Consider the following 21,599-nt stretch of genomic DNA (forward strand, 5'->3'; position numbering starts at 1 on the left):
ACGGTACGGGCTCGGGCGAAACGCGGGTGACGCGCACGAATTCCGGTGCGTCCGGTACAAGCCGTTGCCGATCCACGGCTTTCCCGCGGCGGGATGTGGCGATCTGTGGCGGGTCGCTTCCTAATCGTTTATAGGAAGCGATAGGGGCAGGCGCGGCCCGGTTCGCCCGTGCGAACCAGGGCGATTGCCCCCGCAGAATCAAACACCCCGCGAGGAGCCGTCGTCGTCCGACGCCCCGCGCTTCGGGCGCCCACCAGGCAGAGATCCAGAACCTTGGCAGAGAACGACATTCCCGGCGCCGGAGCGCCCCCCGCCTCCGACATCAAGCCGGTTTCCATCGTCGACGAGATGCGTCGCTCCTATCTCGATTACGCCATGAGCGTCATCGTGAGCCGGGCCCTGCCCGATGCCCGCGACGGCCTCAAGCCGGTGCACCGGCGCATCCTGTACTCGGCCTACGAGAGCGGGCATCTGCCCGAGCGCAAATACGTCAAGTCGGCCCGCATCGTCGGCGACGTCATCGGTCTCTACCATCCGCACGGCGACCAATCGATTTACGACGCCTTGGTCCGCATGGCGCAGGACTTCTCGATGCGGCTCATGCTCATCGACGGGCAGGGCAATTTCGGCTCCGTCGACGGCGATCCACCGGCGGCCATGCGCTACACCGAATCGCGCCTCGCCAAGCCGGCCAACGCGCTCTTAGCCGACATCGACAAGAACACCGTCGATTTCCAGCCGAACTACGACGAGTCGCGGGAAGAGCCGACCGTCCTGCCCGCCCGGTTCCCGAATCTGCTGGCCAACGGCGCCGGCGGCATCGCGGTGGGCATGGCCACCAACATCCCGCCGCACAACCTCGGCGAGCTCATCGACGCCTGCATCGCCCTCATCGACGATCCCGGCCTGTCCATCGAGGGGCTGACCGAGATCGTGCCCGGCCCCGACTTTCCCACGGGCGGCTCGATCCTGGGCCGGGCCGGCACGCGCCAGGCCTACGCCACGGGGCGCGGCTCCATCATCATGCGGGCGAAATCCCACGTGGAGGAGCTGCGCAAGGAGCGCGAGGCTCTGATCTTCACCGAGATCCCGTATCAGGTGAACAAGGCAACGCTCATGGAGAAGATCGCCGAGCTGGTGAAGGAGAAGCGCGTCGAGGGCATCTCCGATCTTCGCGACGAATCCGACCGCGACGGCATGCGCATCGTCGTCGAGATCAAGCGCGATGCCATGGCGGACGTGGTGCTGAACCAGCTCTACCGGTTCACGCCCCTGCAATCGTCGTTCGGCTGCAACATGGTGGCGCTCAACGGCGGCCGCCCCGAACTAATGAACCTGAAGGACCTGCTCCAGGCCTTCGTCGACTTTCGCGAGGAAGTCGTCTCTCGGCGGACCAAGTTCCTCCTCAACAAGGCCCGCGAGCGCGCCCATGTCCTGTGCGGCCTCGCCATCGCGGTGGCCAACATCGACGAGGTGATCCGTCTCATCCGGACCTCGCCCGATCCGAACTCCGCCCGCGAGGCCCTGATGGGTCGCGACTGGCCGGCGAAGGACATCGCGCCCCTCATCGCCCTGGTGGACGACCCACGCCACCGCATCAACGACGATGAGACCTACCGCCTCTCGGACGTGCAGGCGCGCGCCATCCTCGATCTGCGCCTGCAGCGCCTCACGGCGCTGGGCCGAGATGAGATCGGCGACGAGTTGCAGAAGCTCGCCGACGAGATCGCCGATTACCTCGACATCCTGCGTTCGCGCGTGCGCATCATGGGCATCGTCAAGGACGAACTGGCGGAAGTCCGCGAGTCCTTCGCCACGCCGCGCCGCACGATGATCCTCGATTGGGATTCCAACGTCGAGGACGAGGACCTGATCCAGCGCGAGGACATGGTGGTGACCGTGTCCCATGCCGGATACGTCAAGCGCGTGCCGCTCTCGACCTACCGGGCCCAGCGCCGAGGCGGCAAGGGCCGCTCGGGCATGGCGACCCGCGACGAGGATTTCGTCACCCGCCTGTTCGTCGCCAACACCCATACGCCGATCCTGTTCTTCTCGAACCAGGGTCAGGTCTACAAGGAGAAGGTCTGGCGCCTGCCCATGGCCGCTCCGAACGCGCGCGGCAAGGCGCTGGTCAACATCCTCGCCATGGATGCCGGCACCGAGCGCATCACCACCATCATGCCCCTGCCCGAGGACGAGGCGTCCTGGGAGACCCTCGACGTGATGTTCGCCACGGCGAGCGGGGGGGTCCGGCGCAACAAGCTCTCGGACTTCGTGCAGGTGAACCGCGCCGGCAAGATCGCCATGAAGCTCGATGCGGGCGACCACATCGTCCACGTGGAAATCTGCCGGGCCGATCAGAACGTGCTCCTCACCTCCAAGGAGGGGCAGTGCATCCGCTTCCCCGTCGAGGATGTGCGCGTGTTCAAGGGCCGTGACTCCACCGGCGTGCGCGGTATCAGCCTCGCCAAGGACGACCGCGTCATCTCGATGACGATCCTCAACTCGTTCGAGGCGACGCCGGAGGAGCGCGGCGCGTTCCTGAAGATGCAACGGGCCGTGATCGGCGACACGGAAGGTGGCGATGCCGATTCCGAAGAGGTGGCGACCGACGCGCCGCTGCTTTCGCAGGAGCGGTACGCCGAAATGGGGGCCGCGCAGCAATTCGTACTGACCCTGTCGGAGCGCGGCTTCGGCAAGCGCAGCTCGTCCTACGAGTACCGCACGTCCGGGCGCGGTGGGAAAGGCATCACCGCGATGCGGGTCAACGCACGAAACGGCACCCTGGTGGCGTCCTTCCCGGTGCAGCCCTCCGACCAGATCATGCTGGTGACGGATGCGGGCCAGCTCATCCGCGTGCCCGTGGACGACATCCGCATCGTCGGACGCGCCTCCCAGGGCGTCACGGTGTTCAACACCGAGAAGACCGAGCGCGTGGTCTCGGTGGAGCATATCGAGGGCGAGGACGAATCCGGTGAAGGCGCCGGCGAGGTCATCGGCGAGGAAGCCCTTTAAAACCAACCCCGCTCGCGTCTCCCCATGAGCCGATCACGAAGACGCGAGCGACGGATTAAAAGTCTTCCTGAGTAGTAGCAGTGTCTTCGAGAACGCCGATGATTGGTTGTTAAGACCTGTTGCAGTAAAGTCATAGCGGTCCGACAGGAGCCGTAATACCCCTGGGTCCAACGCAAGACTTGAACTGCGAGGGCCCATCCCGTGCTGAAGACCTTCCTCCTGGCCAGTGCCGCCACCGCGCTCCTCGCCGGCGCCGCCTCCGCCGCCGATCTCCCGCGCCGGGCCGCTCCCCCGGTGTTCGTGCCGGTTCCGGTCTTCACTTGGACGGGTTTCTACGCGGGCTTCAACGCCGGTTACGCCTTCAACGAGCGCGACACGGTGCGCACCACGGGCATCGGCGCCCTACAGAACAACGTCAACGCCGGCCTGCGCCGCGGTGATGTCCGTCTCTCGCAGGAAGGCTTCACCGGCGGCGGCCAGGTCGGCTACAACTTCCAGTTCACCCCGGGCTCCGGTATCGTCGTCGGCGTCGAGGCCGATGCGCAGTACACCGACCTGCAGCGCACCCAGGTCGACAACATCTTCCTGCCGGTGTTCAACCCGAACCGTCTGACCAACACCTACCGCTCGGAGCTCGGCTTCCTCGGTACCGTGCGCGGCCGCATCGGCTACGCCTTCGATCGCGTCCTCGTGTACGGCACCGGCGGCTTCGCCTACGGCGACGTGTCCCAGAACATCAGCTTCACCACCGGTATCCCGCAGACCTATGCCGGTTCGCGTTCGCAGATCGAGACCGGCTACGCCTACGGCGGCGGCATCGAGTACGCCCTGCCCACCGAGTCGTTCCTGAACTTCTTCCGCTCCAGCGCCGTCACCATCAAGGCCGAATACCTGCGCTACGACCTCGGCACCAAGAACCTGCTCGTCGGCACCACGGGCGGCCCCGGCATCGGCTACAATTCTCGCTTCACCACCGAGGGCAGCCTCGTTCGCGCCGGCGTGAACTACAAGTTCGGCTCCTACTAGGATCTCGTACGCGTATCTCCCCGGTCGATTCGGGTTCAGCGAGGCGGTCGTCCCCCCGGGACGGCCGCCTTTTTCGTTGGCTCGATCTGGAGAGGGGAATCGACCCCGGCGGGCCCATCCACCCGGCCCCGGTTCCGTTCGTGCCGAAAATGCTCTACCTCGGGCCGCGATGATCCGCACCGCGCTCTACGCCGGCTCCTTCGACCCGGTCACCAACGGACACCTCGACGTGATTCGTCAGGCGTGCCGGCTCGTGCAGCACCTCGTGATCGCCATTGGGGTGCATCCGGGGAAAGCGCCGATGTTCACCGCAGGGGAGCGGGCCGAACTCCTGCGCGTCACCTGCACGCCCCTCGCCGAGGCTGAGGATGCACGCCTGGAAATCGTTGCCTTCGACGATCTCGCCGTCACCGCCGCACGGCGCCACGGCGCCACCCTGTTCATCCGGGGCCTACGCGATGGCACCGACCTCGACTACGAAATGCAGCTCGCCGGCATGAACGGCGCCATGGCGCCCGAGGTCCAGACGGTGTTTCTGCCCGCCTCTACGGGAGTCCGGCCCATCACCGCGACCCTGGTCCGCCAGATCGCCGCCATGGGTGGCGACGTCTCGCCCTTCGTGCCGGCCCTGGTGGCCGAACGCCTGTCCACCCGCTTCGGCCGCGCCTGAGCGCGCCGTCCCCGTTCGCCAAGAGAGAGACCGCCTACCCATGCAGTTCGGACTCAACCGTCGCCTCGCCCTCCTCAGCCTAACGGCCTTCATCGCCCTGACGCCCGCCGCCCAGGCGGCGGACGAGAACACCGTGTTCCTCGACACCAAGGACGGCCGGGTCACCATCGAGTTGCGCCCGGATCTCGCCCCCAAGCACGTCACGCAGATCAAGACCTTGATCAAGCAGGGCTTCTACAACGGCCTCAAGTTCCATCGCGTCATGGACGGCTTCATGGCCCAGACCGGCGACCCGAAGGGCAACGGCACCGGTGGCTCCAGCCTGCCCAACATCCCGGCCGAGTTCTCGCAGACGCCGTTCCGGCGTGGCACCCTCGGCATGGCCCGCTCGTCCGAGCCGAACTCGGCGAACTCGCAGTTCTTCATCTGCCTCGGCGACGCGCCGTTCCTCAACGGCCAGTACACGGTCGTCGGCCTGGTCTCCTCGGGCATGGAAGCCGTGGACAAGATCAAGAAAGCGTCTCCCGGTGCGGCCGGCGGCGCCGTGCAGGACCCCGACAAAATCGTGAAAATGCAGATGGCTCAAGGCGCGAAGTAGCATGATGGGCGCCGCCGCCAGGATGGCGCGCGCCGCCCTGGTGCTGGCGCCGCTGCTCGCGTGCGAGCGAACCGAGGCTGCGCCATCGGTGGGAGCGCCCGCTCCGCCGTTCGCACTCCGCGAGTGGGTTCAGGCCCCGGCCAACGGGATGGCGCAGGCGCCGGCCAGCCCCATCGACACCCTCACGGCCCTTTACCCTGCGCTCGCTGCATGCTGGATCGTGCCGGAAGGCCTCGCCCGCTTCGAGCGCACGGAAATCACCGCCCGCTTCGCCCTTCGGCGGGACGGGTCGGTCATCGGAATCCCGCGCATCACCTTCGCGACGGAAGGTGGCGACGGGCGGGCGCGTGCCCTGCTGGCGGAGGCCGCCGTTTCGGCGATCCGGCGCTGCACGCCCGCGCGGGTCACGGCCGCCCTGGGCGCGGCCATTGCGGGGCGCCCCATCGCGCTCCGCTTCATCCATCACGGACCCAGAGGACAAGGAATCTAGAGCCATGGCAGACACCGAGACCCTCACCCTCGAGACCACCAAGGGCCGCGTCGTGATCGGCCTCCGCCCCGATCTCGCCCCGAACCATGTCGAGCGCCTGAAGACCTTGGCGGCGCAGGGCTTCTACGACAGCGTGCCGTTCCACCGCGTCATCGACGGCTTCATGGCCCAGACCGGCGACCCCACCGGCACGGGTTCGGGCGGCTCCGACCTCCCCGACCTCAACGCCGAGTTCAACGCCGAACCGCACGTGCGCGGCACCTGCTCCATGGCCCGCACCAACTTCCCGCACTCGGCCAATTCGCAGTTCTTCATCTGCTTCGGCGACGCGCGCTTCCTCGACAAGCAGTACACCGTCTGGGGCAAGGTGACGGAGGGCATGGACATCGTCGACACCCTCAACAAGGGCGAGCCGCCGCGCTCGCCCGACAAGATCGTCAAGGTAACCGTCGGCACCGCCTGAACGGCGGACGACGACCGTTGGGGAAGGGCCCGCACGTCACGCGTGCGGGCCCTTCCGTCGTTTCGGGCGCGAGAGCATGCCGGCAGCGAGTTGACCCATGAATGCCGCAACGCTCCCCCCACGCGACCTGTTCCTGGCGTTCGCCGTCGTCGCGGTCTGGGGCACCAACTTCGTGGTCATCCGCATGGGCCTCGACCACCTGCCACCCCTGCTGTTCGCGGGCCTGCGCTTCGTCCTTGCGGCTCTGCCGGGCGTGTTCCTCGTGGCCCGGCCCGCAGCCTCCTGGCGGAATCTCGCCGCCTACGGCCTTCTCATCGGCGCCGGTCAGTTCGGCCTCCTGTTCGTCGCCCTGCGCGGCGACATCGCGCCGGGCCTCGCCTCCCTGGTGGTGCAGGTTCAGGTGTTCTTCACCATCGGATTATCCATTTGGCTCACCGGCGAGCGGGTGCGGGGCTACCAATGGGCCGCCATGGCGCTCGCCGTCGCCGGCATCCTGGTGATCGCCGTCCACACCGATGCGGCCACCACGCCGCTCGGCCTCGGCCTCGTGATCCTGGCCGGCCTGAGCTGGGCCGGCGGCAATATGGTCGCGCGCGCGAGCGGCGTGCGCGATATGCTGGCCTACGTGATCTGGGGCAGCCTGTTCTCGGCGCCGCCGCTGCTCGCCCTGTCGCTCGCCCTCGAAGGCTGGGACGCCATGCGCGAGGGGGTGATGCGGGCCGATGCCGCCACTTGGGGCGCCGTCGTGTGGCAGGCGGTGGGCAACGCCCTGTTCGGCTACGCCGCCTGGGGCTGGCTGCTGGCGCGCCACCCCGCAGCCCTCGTCACGCCAATGGCGCTGCTCGTCCCGGTCTTCGGCATGGGCGCCTCCGCCCTCTGGCTCGGCGAGCCCTTGCCGGCCTGGAAGCTCGGCGCGGCCTCCCTCGTCATGGCGGGGCTCGCCCTCGGCGTCCTCTATCCGCGCTGGCGTCGCGTGTGAGGGGAGAGCGGGTCCGAAAGGCAAGCCTCGGCCCCGGCGAGATCCTCCGGCGTGTTGACGTTCCAGAACGGATCGAGGGGCTCTGACGGCCACGACACCCGGACCGCGCCGTGCGTGCGCAGGAAGGTGCCGACCCGCCGCTCTTCGCGAACCACGAGGGCGTCGTGGAGCGCCGCGCGCAGGGCGACGGACCACAGGGCCACGGTGAAGTGCTCGCGTCCGTTGGAGGCCGCCATGGCGATGGCTGCGTCGCCCACCGCCCCCGACAGGCGGGCGACGAGATCGGCGGGTAGGAACGGCGCGTCGCCGGTGACGCTCGCTATGTGGCGAACGTGCGGATGCTGACGGGCTGCGTGATCGAGGGCCGCCAGGATGCCGGCGAGGGGTCCGGCATGGCCGGGGACATCGTCGGGCACGATCGCGCCGGGAAAGTCCGAAAACCGGGCGGGGTCGCCGTTGGCGTTGAGGATCAGCCCGGCGCCGCATTGGGGCGCGAACCGCTCCACCACCCGATCGAGGAGGGTTCGGCCGTCGAGGGTGCGCAGGGCCTTGTCGCCCCCGCCCATGCGCCGCGACAGGCCGCCGGCCAGGACGACACCGAGAACTTCGCCGGGCCCGGACACTATTCGATGACGATGCGCGGCGCCGCGCGAGGCGCCGGACCGCCGGTCAGGTTCCCCCAGAGCTTGGCCGCGATATCCCGATAGACCTTGGCGTGCGGCCCATCGGGATCGACGGCCACCACCGGGCGGCCCGCATCCGAGCTCTCGCGGATGGTCATGTTCAAGGGCACCTCGCCGAGGAACGGCACGTCGAGGCGGGTCGCCTCGTCGCGGGCGCCGCCATGCCCGAAGATGTGCGAGGCGTGGCCGCAATTCGGGCAAACGAACGTTGCCATGTTCTCGATCACGCCGAGGATCGGCACCGAGACCTTGCGGAACATGGTCACGCCGCGCCGGGCATCGATGAGGGCGAGATCCTGCGGGGTCGAGACGATGACGGCGCCGGAGAGCGGCGTCGCCTGCGCCATGGTGAGTTGGGCGTCGCCGGTGCCGGGCGGCATGTCGACCACGAGGATGTCGAGCTCACCCCAAGCCACCTCGCGCAGCATCTGGGTGATGGCGGACTGGACCATGGGGCCGCGCCAGATCATCGCCGTCTCGGGTTCGATGAGGAAGCCGATGGACATGACCTTGATGCCGTAGCCCTCCATGGGGGCGAGCAGACGTTCCTCGATGACCTTGGGCTTGCCCGACAGGCCGAAGAGCTTCGGCACGGACGGTCCGTAGATGTCGGCGTCGAGCAGCCCGACCTTCAGGCCCTGCGCCGAGAGCGCCAGGGCGAGGTTGCAGGCGGTGGTGGATTTTCCGACCCCGCCCTTGCCCGACGCCACGGCGACGATATGGCGAACGCCCGGCAGGGCCGGGCCGGTGCGCGGCGGCGGTGGGGCCGCCGGCCGGCCCGGGGCGGGCGGCTGAGGCGGCGTCGGAGCCTGCGCCGGGTGGTTCGGGCCGCGCTCGGAGGTCAGGCTTGCGAACACCCCCGAGACACCCGGAGTGGCAAGGATCGCACCCTCGGCCCGGCGGCGTATCGGCTCGAAGCGCTCGGCTTCGCTTGGGTCGATGAGGATCGAGAACATCACCCGGCCGGTGGGATCGACGACCACCTGCGACAGGCGGCCGGACGCCGGCAGGGTGGTGCCTCCGGCATCGACGGTGACGGCCGACAGAATTCTCAGGACATCGTCGCGGGTGATCGCCAAGGGTCGGGCTCCTTGCGCAACGGACGGGCTGAACCGGGCCGGACGCGAGATCGGGGGCGCTGTCCGCGCCGGTCGGGGCACTTCGCGCGCGCATGTCGGCTTAAGGGGACAGCATGGGCGCGCGGCCAGCGCAACCCCGAGCCGCGCGGCCCATCATCGCGACCACGGGGTGCTTCCCGATCCCGCCTTCGAAACCAATACGATACTCGCCCGTTGAGCCCACGAACCGGTGGCGGCTCCATCGTGAGTGATGCCGCAACCCGGATGCGTCGAGATCGAGTCGGAGAATCCACCCCCATGCACCAGGGCAACCACCGCGATCACGAGGGCGCCAAGAAGCTCTTCGCCCTCATCAAGGACATCAAGGTCGCGATGATGACCACCGCGGACCCGGACGGAAAGCTCTACAGCCGTCCCATGTGGTGCCAGGACGCGGACGAGAATGGCGACCTGTGGTTCTTCTCCAAGCTGCACTCGCCAAAGACCGCCGAGATCAGCAAAGACAACCAGATCAACCTCGCCTATTCCGACCCGTCGAGCCAGACCTACGTTTCCATTGCCGGCAAGGCCGAGATCGTCACCGACCAGTCGGTCATCGACGACAAGTGGACCGAGAGCCTGAAAACCTGGTTCCCCAACGGCAAGGACGACCCGGAAGTGGCGCTGATCCGCATTCACCCGGAGAAGGGTGAGTACTGGGACAGCCCCAACGCCACGGCGCTCCACATCTACGGCTACGTGAAGGCGGCCCTCACGGGCGAGTCGCCGAAGACCGAGACCAAGAAGGTCGACTTGGCCTGATCGCTCATTAAAATCAGATAGCCTGAAGGGGCGGTCCATCGGATGGTGGGCCGCCCTTTCACGTTCCGGCACAGCATGCGCGATTGACTCAAGGCCGCCGCCCATGCGCCTCTCGCCACCGAGCGGGCGCGGGGTCCCGCGCCGGACCGGTCCGACCATGCTCGACCTCGCGACGCGGGTGTACAACCACAGCTTCAAGATCGACCCCATCGTCCGGTCGCTCCTCGACACCGATTTCTACAAGCTCCTGATGGCGCAGACGATCTTTCGCCGCCGTCGCGATACGCGCGTGACCTTCGGCATCCAGAACCGCTCGAAGAGCGTGCGGCTCGCCGATTTCGTCGATGCCGGCGAGCTCCGCGAACAGCTCGATCACGCCCGCACCCTGACCCTGAGCCGGGGAGAATCGACATGGCTGCGCGGCAACACCTTCTACGGCCAGCGCCAGATGTTCGCGCCCGACTTCATGGACTGGCTCGAGACGTTCCGCCTGCCGGAGTACGAGCTCGAGGCGCGCGACGGCCAGTACGTGCTCACCTTCCACGGGCCGTGGATCGAGACGACCATGTGGGAGGTGCCGGCCCTCGCCATCCTCAACGAGTTGCGGGCGCGGGGCGTCGTACGCCACATGGGCAAGCTCGAACTTCAGGTGCTGTATGCCCGCGCCATGACCCGGGTGTGGGAGAAGATCGAGCGCTTGGCGCGCCTGCCCGACCTGTCCATCGCGGATTTCGGCACGCGTCGGCGCCATGGGTTCCTGTGGCAGGACTGGTGCGTCGAGGCCATGCGCGCGGGCCTCGGCGACCGGTTCCTCGGGACCTCGAACTGCCTCATCGCGCTGCGCCGCGAGGTCGAGGCGGTGGGCACCAACGCCCACGAACTGCCGATGGTCTATTCGGCCCTGGCCGACGGCGACGCCGCCCTGGCGCGGGCGCCCTACGACGTGCTCGCCGACTGGCAGCAGGACTACGCCGGCAACCTCCTCGTCATGCTGCCCGACACCTACGGCACGAGCGGCTTCCTCGCGCATGCCCCCGACTGGATGAACGCCTGGACCGGCATCCGCATCGATTCGAAGGAGCCCATCGCGGGCGGCGAGGAAGCGATCGCGTGGTGGCGCTCGCGGGGCTGCGATCCCCGCGAGAAGCTGGCGATTTTTTCAGATGGGCTCGACGTTGACACCATCGAGGCCATCCACGCGCATTTCCATGGGCGCATGCGCATCGGCTACGGCTGGGGCACCCTGCTCACCAACGACTTTCGCGGCTTGGTGCCGGAGGAACGCCTCGATCCCATCTCCATCGTCTGCAAGGTCATCGCGGCCGATGGCCGTCCAACAGTGAAAATCTCCGACAACGCGTCGAAGGCCATCGGACCGGATGCCGAGATCGCACGCTATCGCCGGGTGTTCGGCGTCGAGGACGCCCCGGCGATGCCGGTCCTCGTGTGAGGTCCGCTCAGACCTCGGCTCCCTGGACGATGACGCCGTACCAGCCGAGTCCCGCATAAGTCTCGTAGCCGGGGGTGCGGTGAAAGGCGGTGACGGCCCCCGTAAGGGGATCGCGCTCCGCGCCACTGGTCCGGCCGGCCGGCTGGAGGCTCAGGGTTTCCTCCAGGACGCCCCGCCCGTCGGACGCCGCCAGCACGCGGCGGTGCGCATCGACGAGGAGCACGCGTGTCCGGCCCCGGTCCTCCGGCGACACCCGGACGCCGTCGACGATGGTACGGGCCTGTGCCTCCCAATCGAAATGGATCGCCAGCACGCCAACCGGCCGCGCCCTGCTCTCACCGCCCGCGCGGATACTGGCACAGTAGGTCGCCACCTGGGCGTTCCCGAGACGGACCTGCCGCGACACATCGGCGGCGACGTAGGCGTCGCCATCGGCCAAGCTGGCGGCCCGACGGAACCAAGGCTCGGACGAGACGTCACGGCCGATGACGTCGCGGAAGCGCCCGGGCCGACCATGAGCCAGGACGATGCCGTCCGGCGAGCACAGCCACAGGTCGAGATAGACCGTGTAGGCGTCGAGAATCACCCCGAGGCGTGCGGCGGCGTGGGCTGCCCGTTCGGGGGATGGCGTGGTGGCGCAGTCCACGATGGCCGCGTCGGTCGCCCACCAGCGTACGTCGCAGGTCCGCTCGTAGAGGTTGCGATCGATGAGTTCGACGGCGTTCAGGGCGAGGTCGATGAGCCGGTCGTCGCGGGTGTGGCTCGACAGATCCTCGACCTGAGCCTGGAGCCCGGCGATCCGGTCGGACAACTCGGCCTCCAGCGCCCTTGCGATCCCCTCGACCTCTCCGCCGATGGCGCGCACCTCCTGGGCGACAACGGCGAAGCCGCGTCCCATCTCGCCGGCGCGTGCCGCTTCGATGAGGGCGTTGAGGGCCAGGATCTTGACCTGGCCGGTGATGCCCTGGATGCGGCGGCTCTTCTCGGACGAGATGCGCTTCAGTTCGGCGATCTCCGCCGCCACGCCTCGTAGGCCGGTCCCGGGAGCGCTCGGCGGCGCTGGTGAAACCACTGCCCCCTGCTTGAGGCTCAAAGCCGACATCCGTCCCTCGTTCGTCCTGACACTCCAACATAAAAATGATCGAGATCAGCTAAGCTCCTATTAAAATTCTCACAATCGCATTGCCGTATTGTATTTTTCCAGTGCTATCCGCTCAGAAATAGAATTTTCGAGTGTTGATTTTTGTCGACGATCCTCCCAAGCATGATCTCGGTCAGATCTCATACGCAAAGGCGGCGGGCCGGCATCCGATTGTGATGGTTGCGTCGAAGTACGAAGCTAGCTGGCAACGAAGCAGCTTGGAAGGTGCTGGACAGAGGTCCGATGAACCCGATGGATATGCTGACCCGGATCGTCGGACGCGTCCGATCGGCAGCGCGGGCGGTCCGTTCCGCTCCCCGGCAACGCGGCGTCGATGAGACGACCGATGGCGCCTTGTGCCGGCGGATGTCAGGCGACAAGGACAGTGGGGCGCGAAAACACGCGGGGAAGCCCAGCATGCGGATCGATCTCAACGCCGATCTCGGCGAGGGCTACGGCCCCTACAGGATGGGCGACGACGCCGCCCTGCTCGACATCGTCACGTCGGCCAACGTCGCCTGCGGCTTCCATGCCGGCGATCCGGGCATCATGGTCGCGACCGCCCGAGCGGCGAAGGCGCGCGGCGTGGCGCTCGGCGCGCATCCGGGCTTCGACGACCGGCGCGGATTCGGCCGCCGGGTGATCCGCGCCACGCCCGGTGAGATCGAAGCCGATGTCGCCTATCAGATCGGGGCGCTCCAGGCCTGTGCGGCCTTGGCCGGTCACCGCGTCACCCATGTGAAGGCGCACGGGGCATTGGCCAACCTCTCGAATGCCGAGGACGACGTGGCGCGAGCCATCGCCAGGGCCGTGCGCGCCGTCGACGACACCCTCGTCGTTCTCGTGATGCCGGGCCTCGCCGCCGAGCGGGCGGCGGAGGCGGAGGGCCTGCGGGTGGTACGCGAGATCTACGCCGACCGCGCCTACGCGGAGGATGGGCAGCTCGCGCCGCGCGGCGAGCCGGGCTCGGTGATCACCGACCCCGAAGCCGTCGCCGCGCGGACCCGGCGCATGGTGGAGGAGGGCGCGCTCCTCACCCTGACCGGCCGCCGCATTCCGGTCTCCATCGATACGGTCTGCGTCCACGGCGACGACCCGCATGCGGTGGACACCGCCCGCGCCCTGCGCCGGACCCTGGAAGAAGCCGGCTTCACCCTGGCGCCATTCGCGGACTGATCACGCCTCCGCGATCAGAGCCCGCCCGGCAAGGGATCGTTTTGCGGCGCTGCACCGTTCCCCCGGCGCGGCGCTCCATCCGAGGGCGGCCGGCGTAGGCGTCGAGACGGAACCGGCATGGCGACGAGACCCAGTGCGAAACCTTCGCTGATGCCACCGCGCCCGACGCGGATCGCCGCCGCCGAGACGCCAGCCCCGACCATGACCTCGCCCCTCATCGTCGCGGCGCTCATCGTCACCGGACTCTATCTCGGCCGCGACGTGCTCATCCCCATCGCCATCGCGATCCTGCTCTCCTTCGTCCTCGGCCCACTGGTGAACTTCCTGAGGCGCTGGCATTTCGGGCGCTTCCTGTCCGTCGCCACCGCCGTGCTGATGACTCTGAGCGTGGTCGGGGCGCTCGGCACCCTCATCGGGGTGCAGCTCGCCGACATCGCAGGCGACGTCCCGCGCTACCGAACTACCATCGAGGGCAAGGTCGAGGGTCTCAAGGACACCCCCGCCGGACGCATGGCCGACTATGTCGCCAGCATCGGGCGGACCATGCACCAGGACGGTCCGAAGCCAGAGCCCAAACCCGAACCCAAATCGGATGCCGTCCCCGCCGCTCCGCCGCCCGAGAAGGCGATCCTCGTCGAGGTGAAGGACCGCGCGCCCGACGCCCTCACCATGGCGGGCGCCCTGCTCTCGCCGATCCTGCATCCACTGGCCACCATCGGCATCGTCTTCGTGGTGCTGCTGTTCCTGCTGATGCAGCGCGAGGATCTTCGCGATCGCATGATCCGCTTGGCCGGATCGAGCGACCTGCACCGGACCACGGTCGCCATGGACGACGCGGCCAAGCGCCTGAGCCGCTACTTCCTCGTCCAACTCGCCCTCAACGCGTCCTTCGGCATCGTAGTCGGCATCGGCCTCTACCTCATCGGCGTGCCGAGCCCGGTCCTGTGGGGCATCTTCTCGGCCCTCATGCGGTTCGTGCCGTATATCGGCGCCTTCGTGTCGGCGGTGTTTCCCCTGGCGCTGGCGGCGGCCGTCGATCCCGGCTGGTCCATGGTCGTCGAGACCCTGATCCTGTTCCTCATCCTGGAGCCCCTGGTCGGCCATTTCATCGAGCCGATGCTCTATGGCCACTCCACCGGCATGTCGCCCTTCGCCGTCCTCGTCTCGGCCCTGTTCTGGACCTGGCTCTGGGGACCCGTCGGGCTGTTGCTTTCGACGCCGCTCACCGTCTGCCTCGTGGTCCTGGGGCGCCACGTCGACAAGCTCGAGTTCCTCGACGTGCTGTTCGGCGACCGGCCGGCCCTCACGCCCGTGGAGAATTTCTATCAGCGTGTCCTGGCCGGCGACCCGGACGAGGTGCAAGAACACGCCGAACTGATCCTCAAAAGCCGCCCTCTGGCGGCGTATTACGACGAGGTGGTGATCAAGGGCCTCGAACTCGCGGCTCGCGACGCAGCCCGCGGTGTGCTCACACCCGAGCAGAAGAACGATATCCGTCAGAGTCTCGCCGGCCTCGTCGAGGACCTGGCCGAGCGAGACGATGACGCGGGCGCGGACACGTCCGAGACGAAGGCCGTTGGCAGCGACTGGCGCGCCGACGGAACGGTCCTGTGTGTCTCCGGACGCAGCTTCGTGGACGAGTCCGCCTGCGCCATCCTGGCTCAGCTCCTGCGCAACCGCGGGATCGGCGTGCGCGTCGTGCCGTTCTCGGAGGTGGCGCGCGCGCGGATCGACACATTCGAGGTCGGCCCGGCGCGACTCGTCTGCATCGTCTCCACCGCCATCAGCGGGGAGCCGACCCACCTTCGGCGCTTGGCCGAACGCCTGAAGCGCAAGCTGCCCCAGGCGTACACCGTCGTTGGCCTGTGGCAGGCCGACGAGGGCGACCGCGACGAGGCCGCCCAGGGCCGGGCGATCCCGGCCGATACCCACGTCACATCCCTGCGTGGCGCCGTCGAGGCCATCGTTGCTGCCGCCGACCCCTCCGCCCCCGATCCCGTGGACGTGGATCAGCCGACGCCACACCCCGTCGGCACCCCCATTCCCGCCTGAACGCGACGCATCCGCCCTTCGGGTCTTGACGGCAGGCCGTGGCGGCCGCTTCGTTGCCGCCCCGGTCCCTGAGAGGAAGCCCCGATGAGCGTCGTCGATCTCGCGCGGTTCATGGACGACCTCGCAACGGAGTCGGGTCAGGCGATCCTGCCGTTCTTCCGGGCCGCCTTCGGCATGGACGACAAGGGCCACGGCAGCGGCACCTTCGATCCCGTGACCGAGGCCGACCGCGCGGCAGAGGTGATCCTGCGCGGACTGATTCGCCGCACCTTCCCGACCCATGGCATCCTCGGCGAAGAGTTCGGCCCCGAGAACCTGGAGGCCGAATGCGTTTGGGTTCTCGATCCCATCGACGGAACCCGCGCGTTCATCGCCGGACTGCCGACCTGGGGCACCCTCATCGGCCTCACGCACAACGGCGCACCCGTGCGGGGCCTCATGCACCAGCCCTTTCTCGGCGAACGTTTCTCGGGCGACGGCGCCACGGCGCGGATGCGCTCGGCAAAGGGCGAGCGTGTCCTGCGAAGCCGACGCGGCACGAGCCTGAAGCACGCCCTCCTGGCCACCACCGACCCGCGCCTGTTCGCCGACGGACCCGAGCGCGATGGATTCACCGCCATCGAAGCCGCCGTGCGGATGTCGCGCTACGGCACGGATTGCTACGCCTACTGCATGCTGGCCGCCGGACAGATCGACCTCGTGGTCGAGGCCGGGCTCAAGCCCTACGACATCGTCGCGCTCATCCCCATCGTCGAGGGCGCCGGCGGCGTCATCACTGCTTGGGACGGAGGCCCCGCCGCCCCCGGCGGGCGCGTCGTGGCGGCGGGCGACCGTGCGCTCCACACCGAGGCGTTGCGACTCCTGAACCCATAAGTCAGGCCTTCGAAATCAACCTTTGGCATGCGCTTCGGCCGGGATCGCTTCGGCGACGTTGCCGGGTACGAAGGCGTCGAAGGCCGCCCAGAAATCCTCGCGGATGGCGTCGCGCTCCGATAGAATCTCGTGCCGGGCACCGGGCAGCACGAGAATGTGCGCGCCGCGCACCAAGCGTGCGAACCGCTCCGTCGCCCGCGTCTCGCAGACCGGGTCGGCACCTGCCGCAACGATGAGGCTCGGGATGGCGATGGTGGCGGCCACCCGCCTGTCGCGCAGGCGCGCCATGGCGCGGAACGCCCCGGCCAGCCACGCGATGGTGGGGTCCCCCACCGCACCCGCCCCGACGGCGCGCGCGGCCTCGGCGTTGCGAGCGTAACGCACCGGGTCCGTCGACAGCCGGTTTCCCGAAAACGGCTTGGTGGCGATGGAGGTCGCCTTGCCGAACGGAATGTACCGGCGTCCGAAGCCGAAGCGGTGAAGGAAGCGGGCCAGCACCGAGGCACCGGCGGGCCAGCGCACCATGCGGATGGCGAGCATCGGCGCCACGGTGACGATGCGCCCGAACGGCAGCCAGCCCTCGTGGGCACCGGTGAAGGCGACGGCGCCCCCCATGGAATGGGCGAGGCACACGTGGGGCCGCGGCATCAGCGGCCTGAGGACCACCTCCGCGACGGCCTCAAGATCGCGACGGTAATCATCGAAGCGGGCGACATGGCCCTTGTGGGCGTCGGCGACCTGACGCTGCGATTCACCCTGGCCGCGCCAGTCGAACGCCACGACGGCGAAGCCCCGCCCGCGCAGATCACCGATCGTCTCGTAGTACTTCTCGATGAACTCGGCCCGGCCCTGGAGCAGGCAGACGGTGCCTTTCACGAGGCGTGTCGTGGGACGCCAATGCGCCACACGCAGTTCGAGGCCGTCGCCGGTACGGACCGCCTTGAGCGCGCCACCGGGTGGGACCGGATTGTCCGGCGTCGAGCGCAACGTCAGCATCGACCAATCCTCATGGGGTCCCGTCTCCTCCCGGCAGTCTCACGTACGACGAAAATTCGAAAAATCCCGTTCGATCCGGCGATCCAGGCTCTTGTGGGGACAAAACCCGGCGCCAATATCATGGGGGCACCGGCCATTACGGCGGTGCGACCGGTCCGGCCCTTGGGCGGACCAGACTTCAGCATGTTGCTTCTTATGGAGAATATGTCATGCGTCAGTTCGATCTTGCACCCCTTTACCGTTCCACCGTCGGGTTTGACCGCCTGTTCTCGGCCCTGGATCAGTACGTTGCTGCCGATCCGGCTCCGAGCTACCCGCCCTACAACATCGAACGCACCGGCGAGAACGCTTACCGGATCACCGTGGCAGTCGCCGGATTTACCGAGACCGACCTATCCATCGAGGTCAAGGAAAACGCGCTGACCCTCAAAGGTGAGCGGACGCCCGACGCGAACAATCCGGTGACGTTCCTGCATCAGGGCATCGCCGCCCGCGCCTTCGAGCGGCGCTTCCAGCTCGCCGACTATGTTCAGGTCACGGGCGCAGCGCTGGAGAACGGACTCCTTCACATCGATCTCGTCCGCGAGATCCCGGAGGCGAAGAAGCCGCGCCACATCCAGATCGCGACCGGACGGGGTTCGGCCGCGCCGGCCATCGAGGGTAAGGTCAAACAGGCCGCCTAAGTCCGCCATCGACACCGCTTGCATGAGCGCCCCGGCCGTTTCGCCGGGGCGCTTTGGCGTGGGGATCATCCCCGCTGTCAGGATTCGTCGTCGAAGCGGTCGCCACGGCCCGGCTCCTTGCAGCGATAGCCGACGAAGCAGCGCGGCGTGTAGCGCGCGGGCACGAAGGCCGGAATCGTGACCTCGGTGATCTCGCAGAAGCCGCGATCGCGCACGAAGCGGTCGTAGGTCGCGCCGCCGGTCCCCAGCACCACGCCACCCTGGCGAGAGACGGTGTCTTTCGCCTGCGCGCAACTCATGTCCGTGGTGGATGCCCGCTGTGCCTCGGCGGGGCCGATCACGCCAAAACAGATCAGGGCGAGGAGAAAGCGGGTCATGCGGTCCGTCCCGTTCGCCGCGCGCAACGGAGCGCGGCCACGGAGAGAACGCCCCGCGGTGATCCGCGATCCCGGGACGCGCCGTCGCGTACGGTCTACAAGTCGCCGAAGATGAGTTGGCCCTGCGGACTCGGCCGCCGCGCCGGCGTCCCGGTCCGGGGCGCGGGTTTGGCCGCGCGCCGGACGGGTGGGCGCTTGGCCGACGGCTCCGCCCGCAGGCGCGCCTTGGCGCGATCGCGGGCGATGGCTTCCGGGGCATTGGGATCGTCGTCGAGCCACTTGCCGCGCTTGATCACCTCGTTGACCCGCCCCTGGTTCACGCCGACCTTGAAGGCGATCTCCTGCTGGGTCATGCCCGTGGAGGCATGGAGATCGAGGATCGCGCGGGCGAGTTCGGGCGTCATCTTCTGTCCGGTCAGGCGCCGGGCCGGCTTGACGGTGCGGGTGGCGCGGTCGCGCTCGCGCAGGCGTTCCAAGAGGGCCAGCGCCATGAGCATCCCGTGCTCGCGGAGCGACTCCTCGAATTCCTTCAACGTTGCCATGCTTGGCATCCTTGCCGGCGCCGGTATCCATGCTCGGAACCGGGACCGTCGTACAAACGTGCCGCACGCCTTGGAGTTGCGCGCGACGGGAACGGGATGGTTGGGCCCGCAGCCCCAGTCTTACAACCGGCCCGGCCCGTCATCCACCGGTATTCACGCGAGTCATGGCTCGCTTGGTTCCGGGGGCAACCTTCGGATAAACGGCATGTCCGCCCGCTGAAACCAGGATGCTTCGCGCGATGATCAGTCCGATCGTTTCCGTCTCCCGCGAGGGGCCGCCCCCCGGCGTGCCCTCGCTGGTCGATGCCCTGGAGGGTGGGGCGATCCTGATGTTCCCCGACCTCGATTTTCCGTTCAGCGCATTCGAGGAACGCTTCGTCGAGCGGCCCTTCGCCGACGGCAAGGCCAAGAACGTCAACATCCGGGGGTTGAACGCCGAACTGCGGGGGGCGGCCGGCACGCCGGAGGAACGGGAGGCGCTTCGCCAGCTCCTCATTCGCTATCGCGCCTTCGCGGAAGGGCTGATCGCCCGGCATCTGCCAGCCTATGTCGGGAAGGTTTCGTTGGCGGGGACTTCCTACCGGCCGTTCGAAGTCGATCAGCGCAAGCTGAGCTGGCGGCGCGACGACACCCGCCTGCACGTCGATGCCTTCCCGTCGAACCCCATCGGCGAGAAGCGCATTCTTCGGATTTTCCGCAACATCAACCCGGAGGGCCAGCCGCGCCTGTGGCGGGTGGGCGAGGACTTCGCCTCCATGGCGGAAAAGTTCGTTCCGACGCTGCCCGGCTACTCGCCGCTCTCGGCGCGCCTCCTTGCGGCCCTGAAAATCACCAAGGCCCGGCGCTCCGAATACGACCACCTGATGCTGCATCTGCACGACGCCCTGAAGCGGGACATGGATTACCAGACCGACGCCCCCCAGGCCGAGGTCCGCTTCACCCCCGGCCAGACCTGGGTGACGTTCTCGGACCTCGTGATGCACGGCGCCATGGGCGGCCGCTACATGCTGGAGCAGACCGCCTATCTCAGGGTCGCCGACCAGGCCGACCCCGAGCGCAGCCCTCAGCGCATCCTGGCCCGCACCCTCGGCCGGCCCCTGCGCTGACGTTTTCTCAACCCGGACAAGGACCCGCCATGATCCTCGAAATCGCCCAGATCGACATCAAGCCCGGCTCGGAATCCGACTTCGAGGCCGGCATCGCCAAGGCTTCGGAAATCTTCCGGGCCGCCAAGGGCTGCCGGAGCTTCGCCGTCCGCCGCTCCATCGAGAAGCCGCAGCGCTACCGCCTGCTCATCGAGTGGGACACCCTGGAGGCCCACACCAAGGACTTCACCGGGTCTCAGCCCTGGCAGGATTACCGGGCCATGGTCTCTCCATTCTTCGAAGCTCCGCCGAGCGTCGAGCATACGGAACTGGCGCTCAAGGCGTTCTAACGATCCGAGCCGCGGCACGGTGTTGCGGATGCAACCCCGTTGTTCCATCCCGGCCCGCGCACGGCGCGGGTTCGGATGCCCGGTGACAGGGACACGCGGACTGCGTACCACGGTGTCCGGAAATCCACTTCGAGCGATCCTCGCCCATGCTTCAGCGCCCCCTCCGCATCGGCACCCGCGGCAGCCCGATGGCGCTCGCTCAGACCGGTATGGTGCGTGACCGGATCGTCGCCGCCAATCCCGGACTCACGACCGAGATGGTGGTGGTCAACACCGTGGCCGACCGCATCCTCGACCGGCCGCTTTCGGAGATCGGCGGCAAGGGTCTGTTCACCAAGGAACTCGAACAGGCGCTGTTCGCCGACGTGGTCGATGTCGCCGTCCATTCCATGAAGGACGTGGAGACCTGGCTGCCCGAAGGCCTTGTCATCGCCTGCATCCTCGAACGCGACGATCCGCGCGACGCGTTCCTGTCGCCCCGTGCCGCCGGCTTCGCCGACCTTCCCGCGGGCTCCCGCGTCGGCACCTCGTCGCTTCGCCGGGCCGCGCAGGTGCTCATGCGCCGCCCCGATCTGCGCATCGTCCCCTTACGCGGCAACGCCAACACCCGAATGCGCAAGCTGGAGGAGGGGACCTGCGACGCCACCCTCCTGGCGCTCTGCGGCCTGGAGCGCCTCGGCATGGCCGAGATGGCCCGCAGCGTGCTGGCCGTCGACGAGATGCTGCCGGCGGTGGCGCAAGGCGCCCTCGGTATAGAGTGCCGCGAGGGGGATGCCGACGTGCGGGCACTGCTCGCCCCCCTGGTCAGCCCACGGGCGACGGCCGAACTCGCCGCCGAGCGCGGCTTGCTCGCGGAACTCGACGGCTCGTGCCGTACGCCCATCGCGGCCCTCGCCCGCATCGACGGCGACACCCTGTCCCTCGACGGCCTGCTATTCCTGCCGGACGGCAGCGCCCATTGGGCGGTCCAGCGCTCCGGCTCAGTCTCCGATGCCGCCCGCATCGGCGCCGAGGCCGGCGCGGAGCTGAAGCGCGCGGCGGGCGACACCTACTTCAAGCATCTCCAATAG

At 68.2% G+C, this 21,599-nt stretch carries 22 protein-coding genes; 16 read left to right on the forward strand and 6 right to left on the reverse strand.

Going from position 1 to position 21,599, the window contains the following annotated elements; genetic code table 11:
* Nucleotides 1–273: 273 nt before the first annotated feature.
* From gyrA to FV218_RS02595, 7 genes are all read left to right on the forward strand, one after another.
* On the forward strand, nucleotides 274–3,015 hold the full coding sequence (gene gyrA, locus FV218_RS02565; protein ID WP_147708586.1) for a DNA gyrase subunit A: 2,742 nt from the start codon (nucleotides 274–276) through the stop codon (nucleotides 3,013–3,015).
* Between the two features lie 201 nt (nucleotides 3,016–3,216).
* Nucleotides 3,217–4,041: an outer membrane beta-barrel protein gene (locus FV218_RS02570; RefSeq protein WP_056086025.1), complete on the forward strand. Its 825-nt coding sequence runs from the start codon at nucleotides 3,217–3,219 to the stop codon at nucleotides 4,039–4,041.
* Between the two features lie 169 nt (nucleotides 4,042–4,210).
* Nucleotides 4,211–4,711, forward strand: a complete 501-nt coding sequence (coaD, locus tag FV218_RS02575) for a pantetheine-phosphate adenylyltransferase (protein ID WP_147708587.1) — start codon at nucleotides 4,211–4,213, stop codon at nucleotides 4,709–4,711.
* Between the two features lie 40 nt (nucleotides 4,712–4,751).
* Nucleotides 4,752–5,309, forward strand: a complete 558-nt coding sequence (locus FV218_RS02580; RefSeq protein ID WP_056086019.1) for a peptidylprolyl isomerase — start codon at nucleotides 4,752–4,754, stop codon at nucleotides 5,307–5,309.
* Nucleotide 5,310: 1 nt separating this feature from the next.
* A complete protein-coding gene (locus FV218_RS02585) occupies nucleotides 5,311–5,799 on the forward strand; it encodes a hypothetical protein (protein WP_147708588.1) in 489 nt (162 codons plus the stop codon).
* 4 nt (nucleotides 5,800–5,803) lie between these two features.
* Complete coding sequence (locus FV218_RS02590) at nucleotides 5,804–6,262, forward strand: peptidylprolyl isomerase (protein ID WP_147708589.1); 459 nt, start codon at nucleotides 5,804–5,806, stop codon at nucleotides 6,260–6,262.
* 97 nt (nucleotides 6,263–6,359) lie between these two features.
* Nucleotides 6,360–7,241 carry an EamA family transporter gene (locus FV218_RS02595; protein WP_147708590.1) on the forward strand — a complete coding sequence of 294 codons (882 nt, stop codon included), beginning with the start codon at nucleotides 6,360–6,362 and terminating at the stop codon, nucleotides 7,239–7,241.
* Here the strand turns inward: FV218_RS02595 and mobA are convergent.
* Complete coding sequence (mobA, locus tag FV218_RS02600; RefSeq protein ID WP_281407794.1) at nucleotides 7,217–7,864, reverse strand: molybdenum cofactor guanylyltransferase MobA; 648 nt, start codon at nucleotides 7,862–7,864, stop codon at nucleotides 7,217–7,219. The two genes, FV218_RS02595 and mobA, sit on opposite strands and share 25 nt — an antisense overlap.
* A complete protein-coding gene (locus FV218_RS02605) occupies nucleotides 7,864–9,003 on the reverse strand; it encodes an Mrp/NBP35 family ATP-binding protein (protein ID WP_056086006.1) in 1,140 nt (379 codons plus the stop codon). The genes mobA and FV218_RS02605 overlap by 1 nt, the downstream gene beginning before the upstream one ends.
* A gap of 297 nt (nucleotides 9,004–9,300) precedes the next feature.
* On the opposite strand from FV218_RS02605, the gene FV218_RS02610 reads away from it, so the two are divergent.
* Both FV218_RS02610 and FV218_RS02615 read left to right on the forward strand, forming a co-directional pair.
* The gene (locus FV218_RS02610; protein WP_056086003.1) at nucleotides 9,301–9,804 is read left to right on the forward strand and encodes a pyridoxamine 5'-phosphate oxidase family protein; all 504 of its coding nucleotides are present in this window, start codon (nucleotides 9,301–9,303) and stop codon (nucleotides 9,802–9,804) included.
* A 157-nt stretch (nucleotides 9,805–9,961) separates the two neighbouring features.
* On the forward strand, nucleotides 9,962–11,254 hold the full coding sequence (locus FV218_RS02615) for a nicotinate phosphoribosyltransferase (RefSeq protein WP_056086001.1): 1,293 nt from the start codon (nucleotides 9,962–9,964) through the stop codon (nucleotides 11,252–11,254).
* Between the two features lie 7 nt (nucleotides 11,255–11,261).
* On the opposite strand, the gene FV218_RS02620 is transcribed toward FV218_RS02615, so the two are convergent.
* On the reverse strand, nucleotides 11,262–12,278 hold the full coding sequence (locus FV218_RS02620) for a methyl-accepting chemotaxis protein (protein ID WP_348642011.1): 1,017 nt from the start codon (nucleotides 12,276–12,278) through the stop codon (nucleotides 11,262–11,264).
* Between the two features lie 534 nt (nucleotides 12,279–12,812).
* Here FV218_RS02620 and FV218_RS02625 point away from each other — a divergent pair.
* From FV218_RS02625 to hisN, 3 genes are all read left to right on the forward strand, one after another.
* On the forward strand, nucleotides 12,813–13,571 hold the full coding sequence (locus FV218_RS02625; RefSeq protein ID WP_147708592.1) for a 5-oxoprolinase subunit PxpA: 759 nt from the start codon (nucleotides 12,813–12,815) through the stop codon (nucleotides 13,569–13,571).
* Between the two features lie 150 nt (nucleotides 13,572–13,721).
* Nucleotides 13,722–15,623, forward strand: coding sequence for an AI-2E family transporter (locus tag FV218_RS02630; protein ID WP_147708593.1), 1,902 nt, complete (start codon nucleotides 13,722–13,724; stop codon nucleotides 15,621–15,623).
* A gap of 84 nt (nucleotides 15,624–15,707) precedes the next feature.
* Entirely contained in the window at nucleotides 15,708–16,496 is a 789-nt protein-coding gene (gene hisN, locus FV218_RS02635; protein WP_056085994.1) for a histidinol-phosphatase, read from the forward strand.
* A 15-nt stretch (nucleotides 16,497–16,511) separates the two neighbouring features.
* Here the strand turns inward: hisN and FV218_RS02640 are convergent, their stop codons facing one another.
* Nucleotides 16,512–17,492 (reverse strand): alpha/beta hydrolase, encoded by a 981-nt coding sequence (locus FV218_RS02640; protein WP_147708594.1) that lies wholly within the window; start codon nucleotides 17,490–17,492, stop codon nucleotides 16,512–16,514.
* A gap of 209 nt (nucleotides 17,493–17,701) precedes the next feature.
* Here FV218_RS02640 and FV218_RS02645 point away from each other — a divergent pair, with 209 nt between their 5' ends.
* On the forward strand, nucleotides 17,702–18,175 hold the full coding sequence (locus FV218_RS02645; protein WP_147708595.1) for an Hsp20 family protein: 474 nt from the start codon (nucleotides 17,702–17,704) through the stop codon (nucleotides 18,173–18,175).
* Nucleotides 18,176–18,252: 77 nt separating this feature from the next.
* Here FV218_RS02645 and FV218_RS02650 read toward each other — a convergent pair whose 3' ends face one another.
* Both FV218_RS02650 and FV218_RS02655 read right to left on the reverse strand, forming a co-directional pair.
* Nucleotides 18,253–18,552, reverse strand: coding sequence for a hypothetical protein (locus FV218_RS02650; RefSeq protein ID WP_147708596.1), 300 nt, complete (start codon nucleotides 18,550–18,552; stop codon nucleotides 18,253–18,255).
* Between the two features lie 95 nt (nucleotides 18,553–18,647).
* Nucleotides 18,648–19,094, reverse strand: coding sequence for a hypothetical protein (locus tag FV218_RS02655; RefSeq protein WP_056085987.1), 447 nt, complete (start codon nucleotides 19,092–19,094; stop codon nucleotides 18,648–18,650).
* 239 nt (nucleotides 19,095–19,333) lie between these two features.
* Here FV218_RS02655 and FV218_RS02660 point away from each other — a divergent pair, with 239 nt between their 5' ends.
* From FV218_RS02660 to hemC, 3 genes are all read left to right on the forward strand, one after another.
* Complete coding sequence (locus FV218_RS02660) at nucleotides 19,334–20,200, forward strand: Kdo hydroxylase family protein (protein ID WP_147708597.1); 867 nt, start codon at nucleotides 19,334–19,336, stop codon at nucleotides 20,198–20,200.
* 29 nt (nucleotides 20,201–20,229) lie between these two features.
* On the forward strand, nucleotides 20,230–20,529 hold the full coding sequence (locus FV218_RS02665) for an antibiotic biosynthesis monooxygenase family protein (protein WP_056085985.1): 300 nt from the start codon (nucleotides 20,230–20,232) through the stop codon (nucleotides 20,527–20,529).
* 146 nt (nucleotides 20,530–20,675) lie between these two features.
* The gene (gene hemC / locus FV218_RS02670) at nucleotides 20,676–21,599 is read left to right on the forward strand and encodes a hydroxymethylbilane synthase (RefSeq protein ID WP_147708598.1); all 924 of its coding nucleotides are present in this window, start codon (nucleotides 20,676–20,678) and stop codon (nucleotides 21,597–21,599) included.

Origin of the sequence: Methylobacterium sp. WL69 (assembly GCF_008039485.1) — a bacterium.
In the GTDB taxonomy this organism is placed as follows: Bacteria; Pseudomonadota; Alphaproteobacteria; order Rhizobiales; family Beijerinckiaceae; genus Methylobacterium.

Coding starts and splice junctions, on each gene's coding strand:
- coaD (WP_147708587.1), top strand. CDS start 4,211: ATGATCCGCACCGCGCTCTACGCCGGCTCCTTCGACCCGGTCACCAAC.
- FV218_RS02580 (WP_056086019.1), top strand. CDS start 4,752: ATGCAGTTCGGACTCAACCGTCGCCTCGCCCTCCTCAGCCTAACGGCC.
- FV218_RS02585 (WP_147708588.1), top strand. CDS start 5,311: ATGATGGGCGCCGCCGCCAGGATGGCGCGCGCCGCCCTGGTGCTGGCG.
- FV218_RS02590 (WP_147708589.1), top strand. CDS start 5,804: ATGGCAGACACCGAGACCCTCACCCTCGAGACCACCAAGGGCCGCGTC.
- FV218_RS02595 (WP_147708590.1), top strand. CDS start 6,360: ATGAATGCCGCAACGCTCCCCCCACGCGACCTGTTCCTGGCGTTCGCC.
- FV218_RS02610 (WP_056086003.1), top strand. CDS start 9,301: ATGCACCAGGGCAACCACCGCGATCACGAGGGCGCCAAGAAGCTCTTC.
- FV218_RS02615 (WP_056086001.1), top strand. CDS start 9,962: ATGCTCGACCTCGCGACGCGGGTGTACAACCACAGCTTCAAGATCGAC.
- FV218_RS02625 (WP_147708592.1), top strand. CDS start 12,813: ATGCGGATCGATCTCAACGCCGATCTCGGCGAGGGCTACGGCCCCTAC.
- FV218_RS02630 (WP_147708593.1), top strand. CDS start 13,722: ATGCCACCGCGCCCGACGCGGATCGCCGCCGCCGAGACGCCAGCCCCG.
- hisN (WP_056085994.1), top strand. CDS start 15,708: ATGAGCGTCGTCGATCTCGCGCGGTTCATGGACGACCTCGCAACGGAG.
- FV218_RS02640 (WP_147708594.1), bottom strand. CDS start 17,492: ATGCTGACGTTGCGCTCGACGCCGGACAATCCGGTCCCACCCGGTGGC.
- FV218_RS02645 (WP_147708595.1), top strand. CDS start 17,702: ATGCGTCAGTTCGATCTTGCACCCCTTTACCGTTCCACCGTCGGGTTT.
- FV218_RS02650 (WP_147708596.1), bottom strand. CDS start 18,552: ATGACCCGCTTTCTCCTCGCCCTGATCTGTTTTGGCGTGATCGGCCCC.
- FV218_RS02655 (WP_056085987.1), bottom strand. CDS start 19,094: ATGGCAACGTTGAAGGAATTCGAGGAGTCGCTCCGCGAGCACGGGATG.
- FV218_RS02660 (WP_147708597.1), top strand. CDS start 19,334: ATGATCAGTCCGATCGTTTCCGTCTCCCGCGAGGGGCCGCCCCCCGGC.
- FV218_RS02665 (WP_056085985.1), top strand. CDS start 20,230: ATGATCCTCGAAATCGCCCAGATCGACATCAAGCCCGGCTCGGAATCC.
- hemC (WP_147708598.1), top strand. CDS start 20,676: ATGCTTCAGCGCCCCCTCCGCATCGGCACCCGCGGCAGCCCGATGGCG.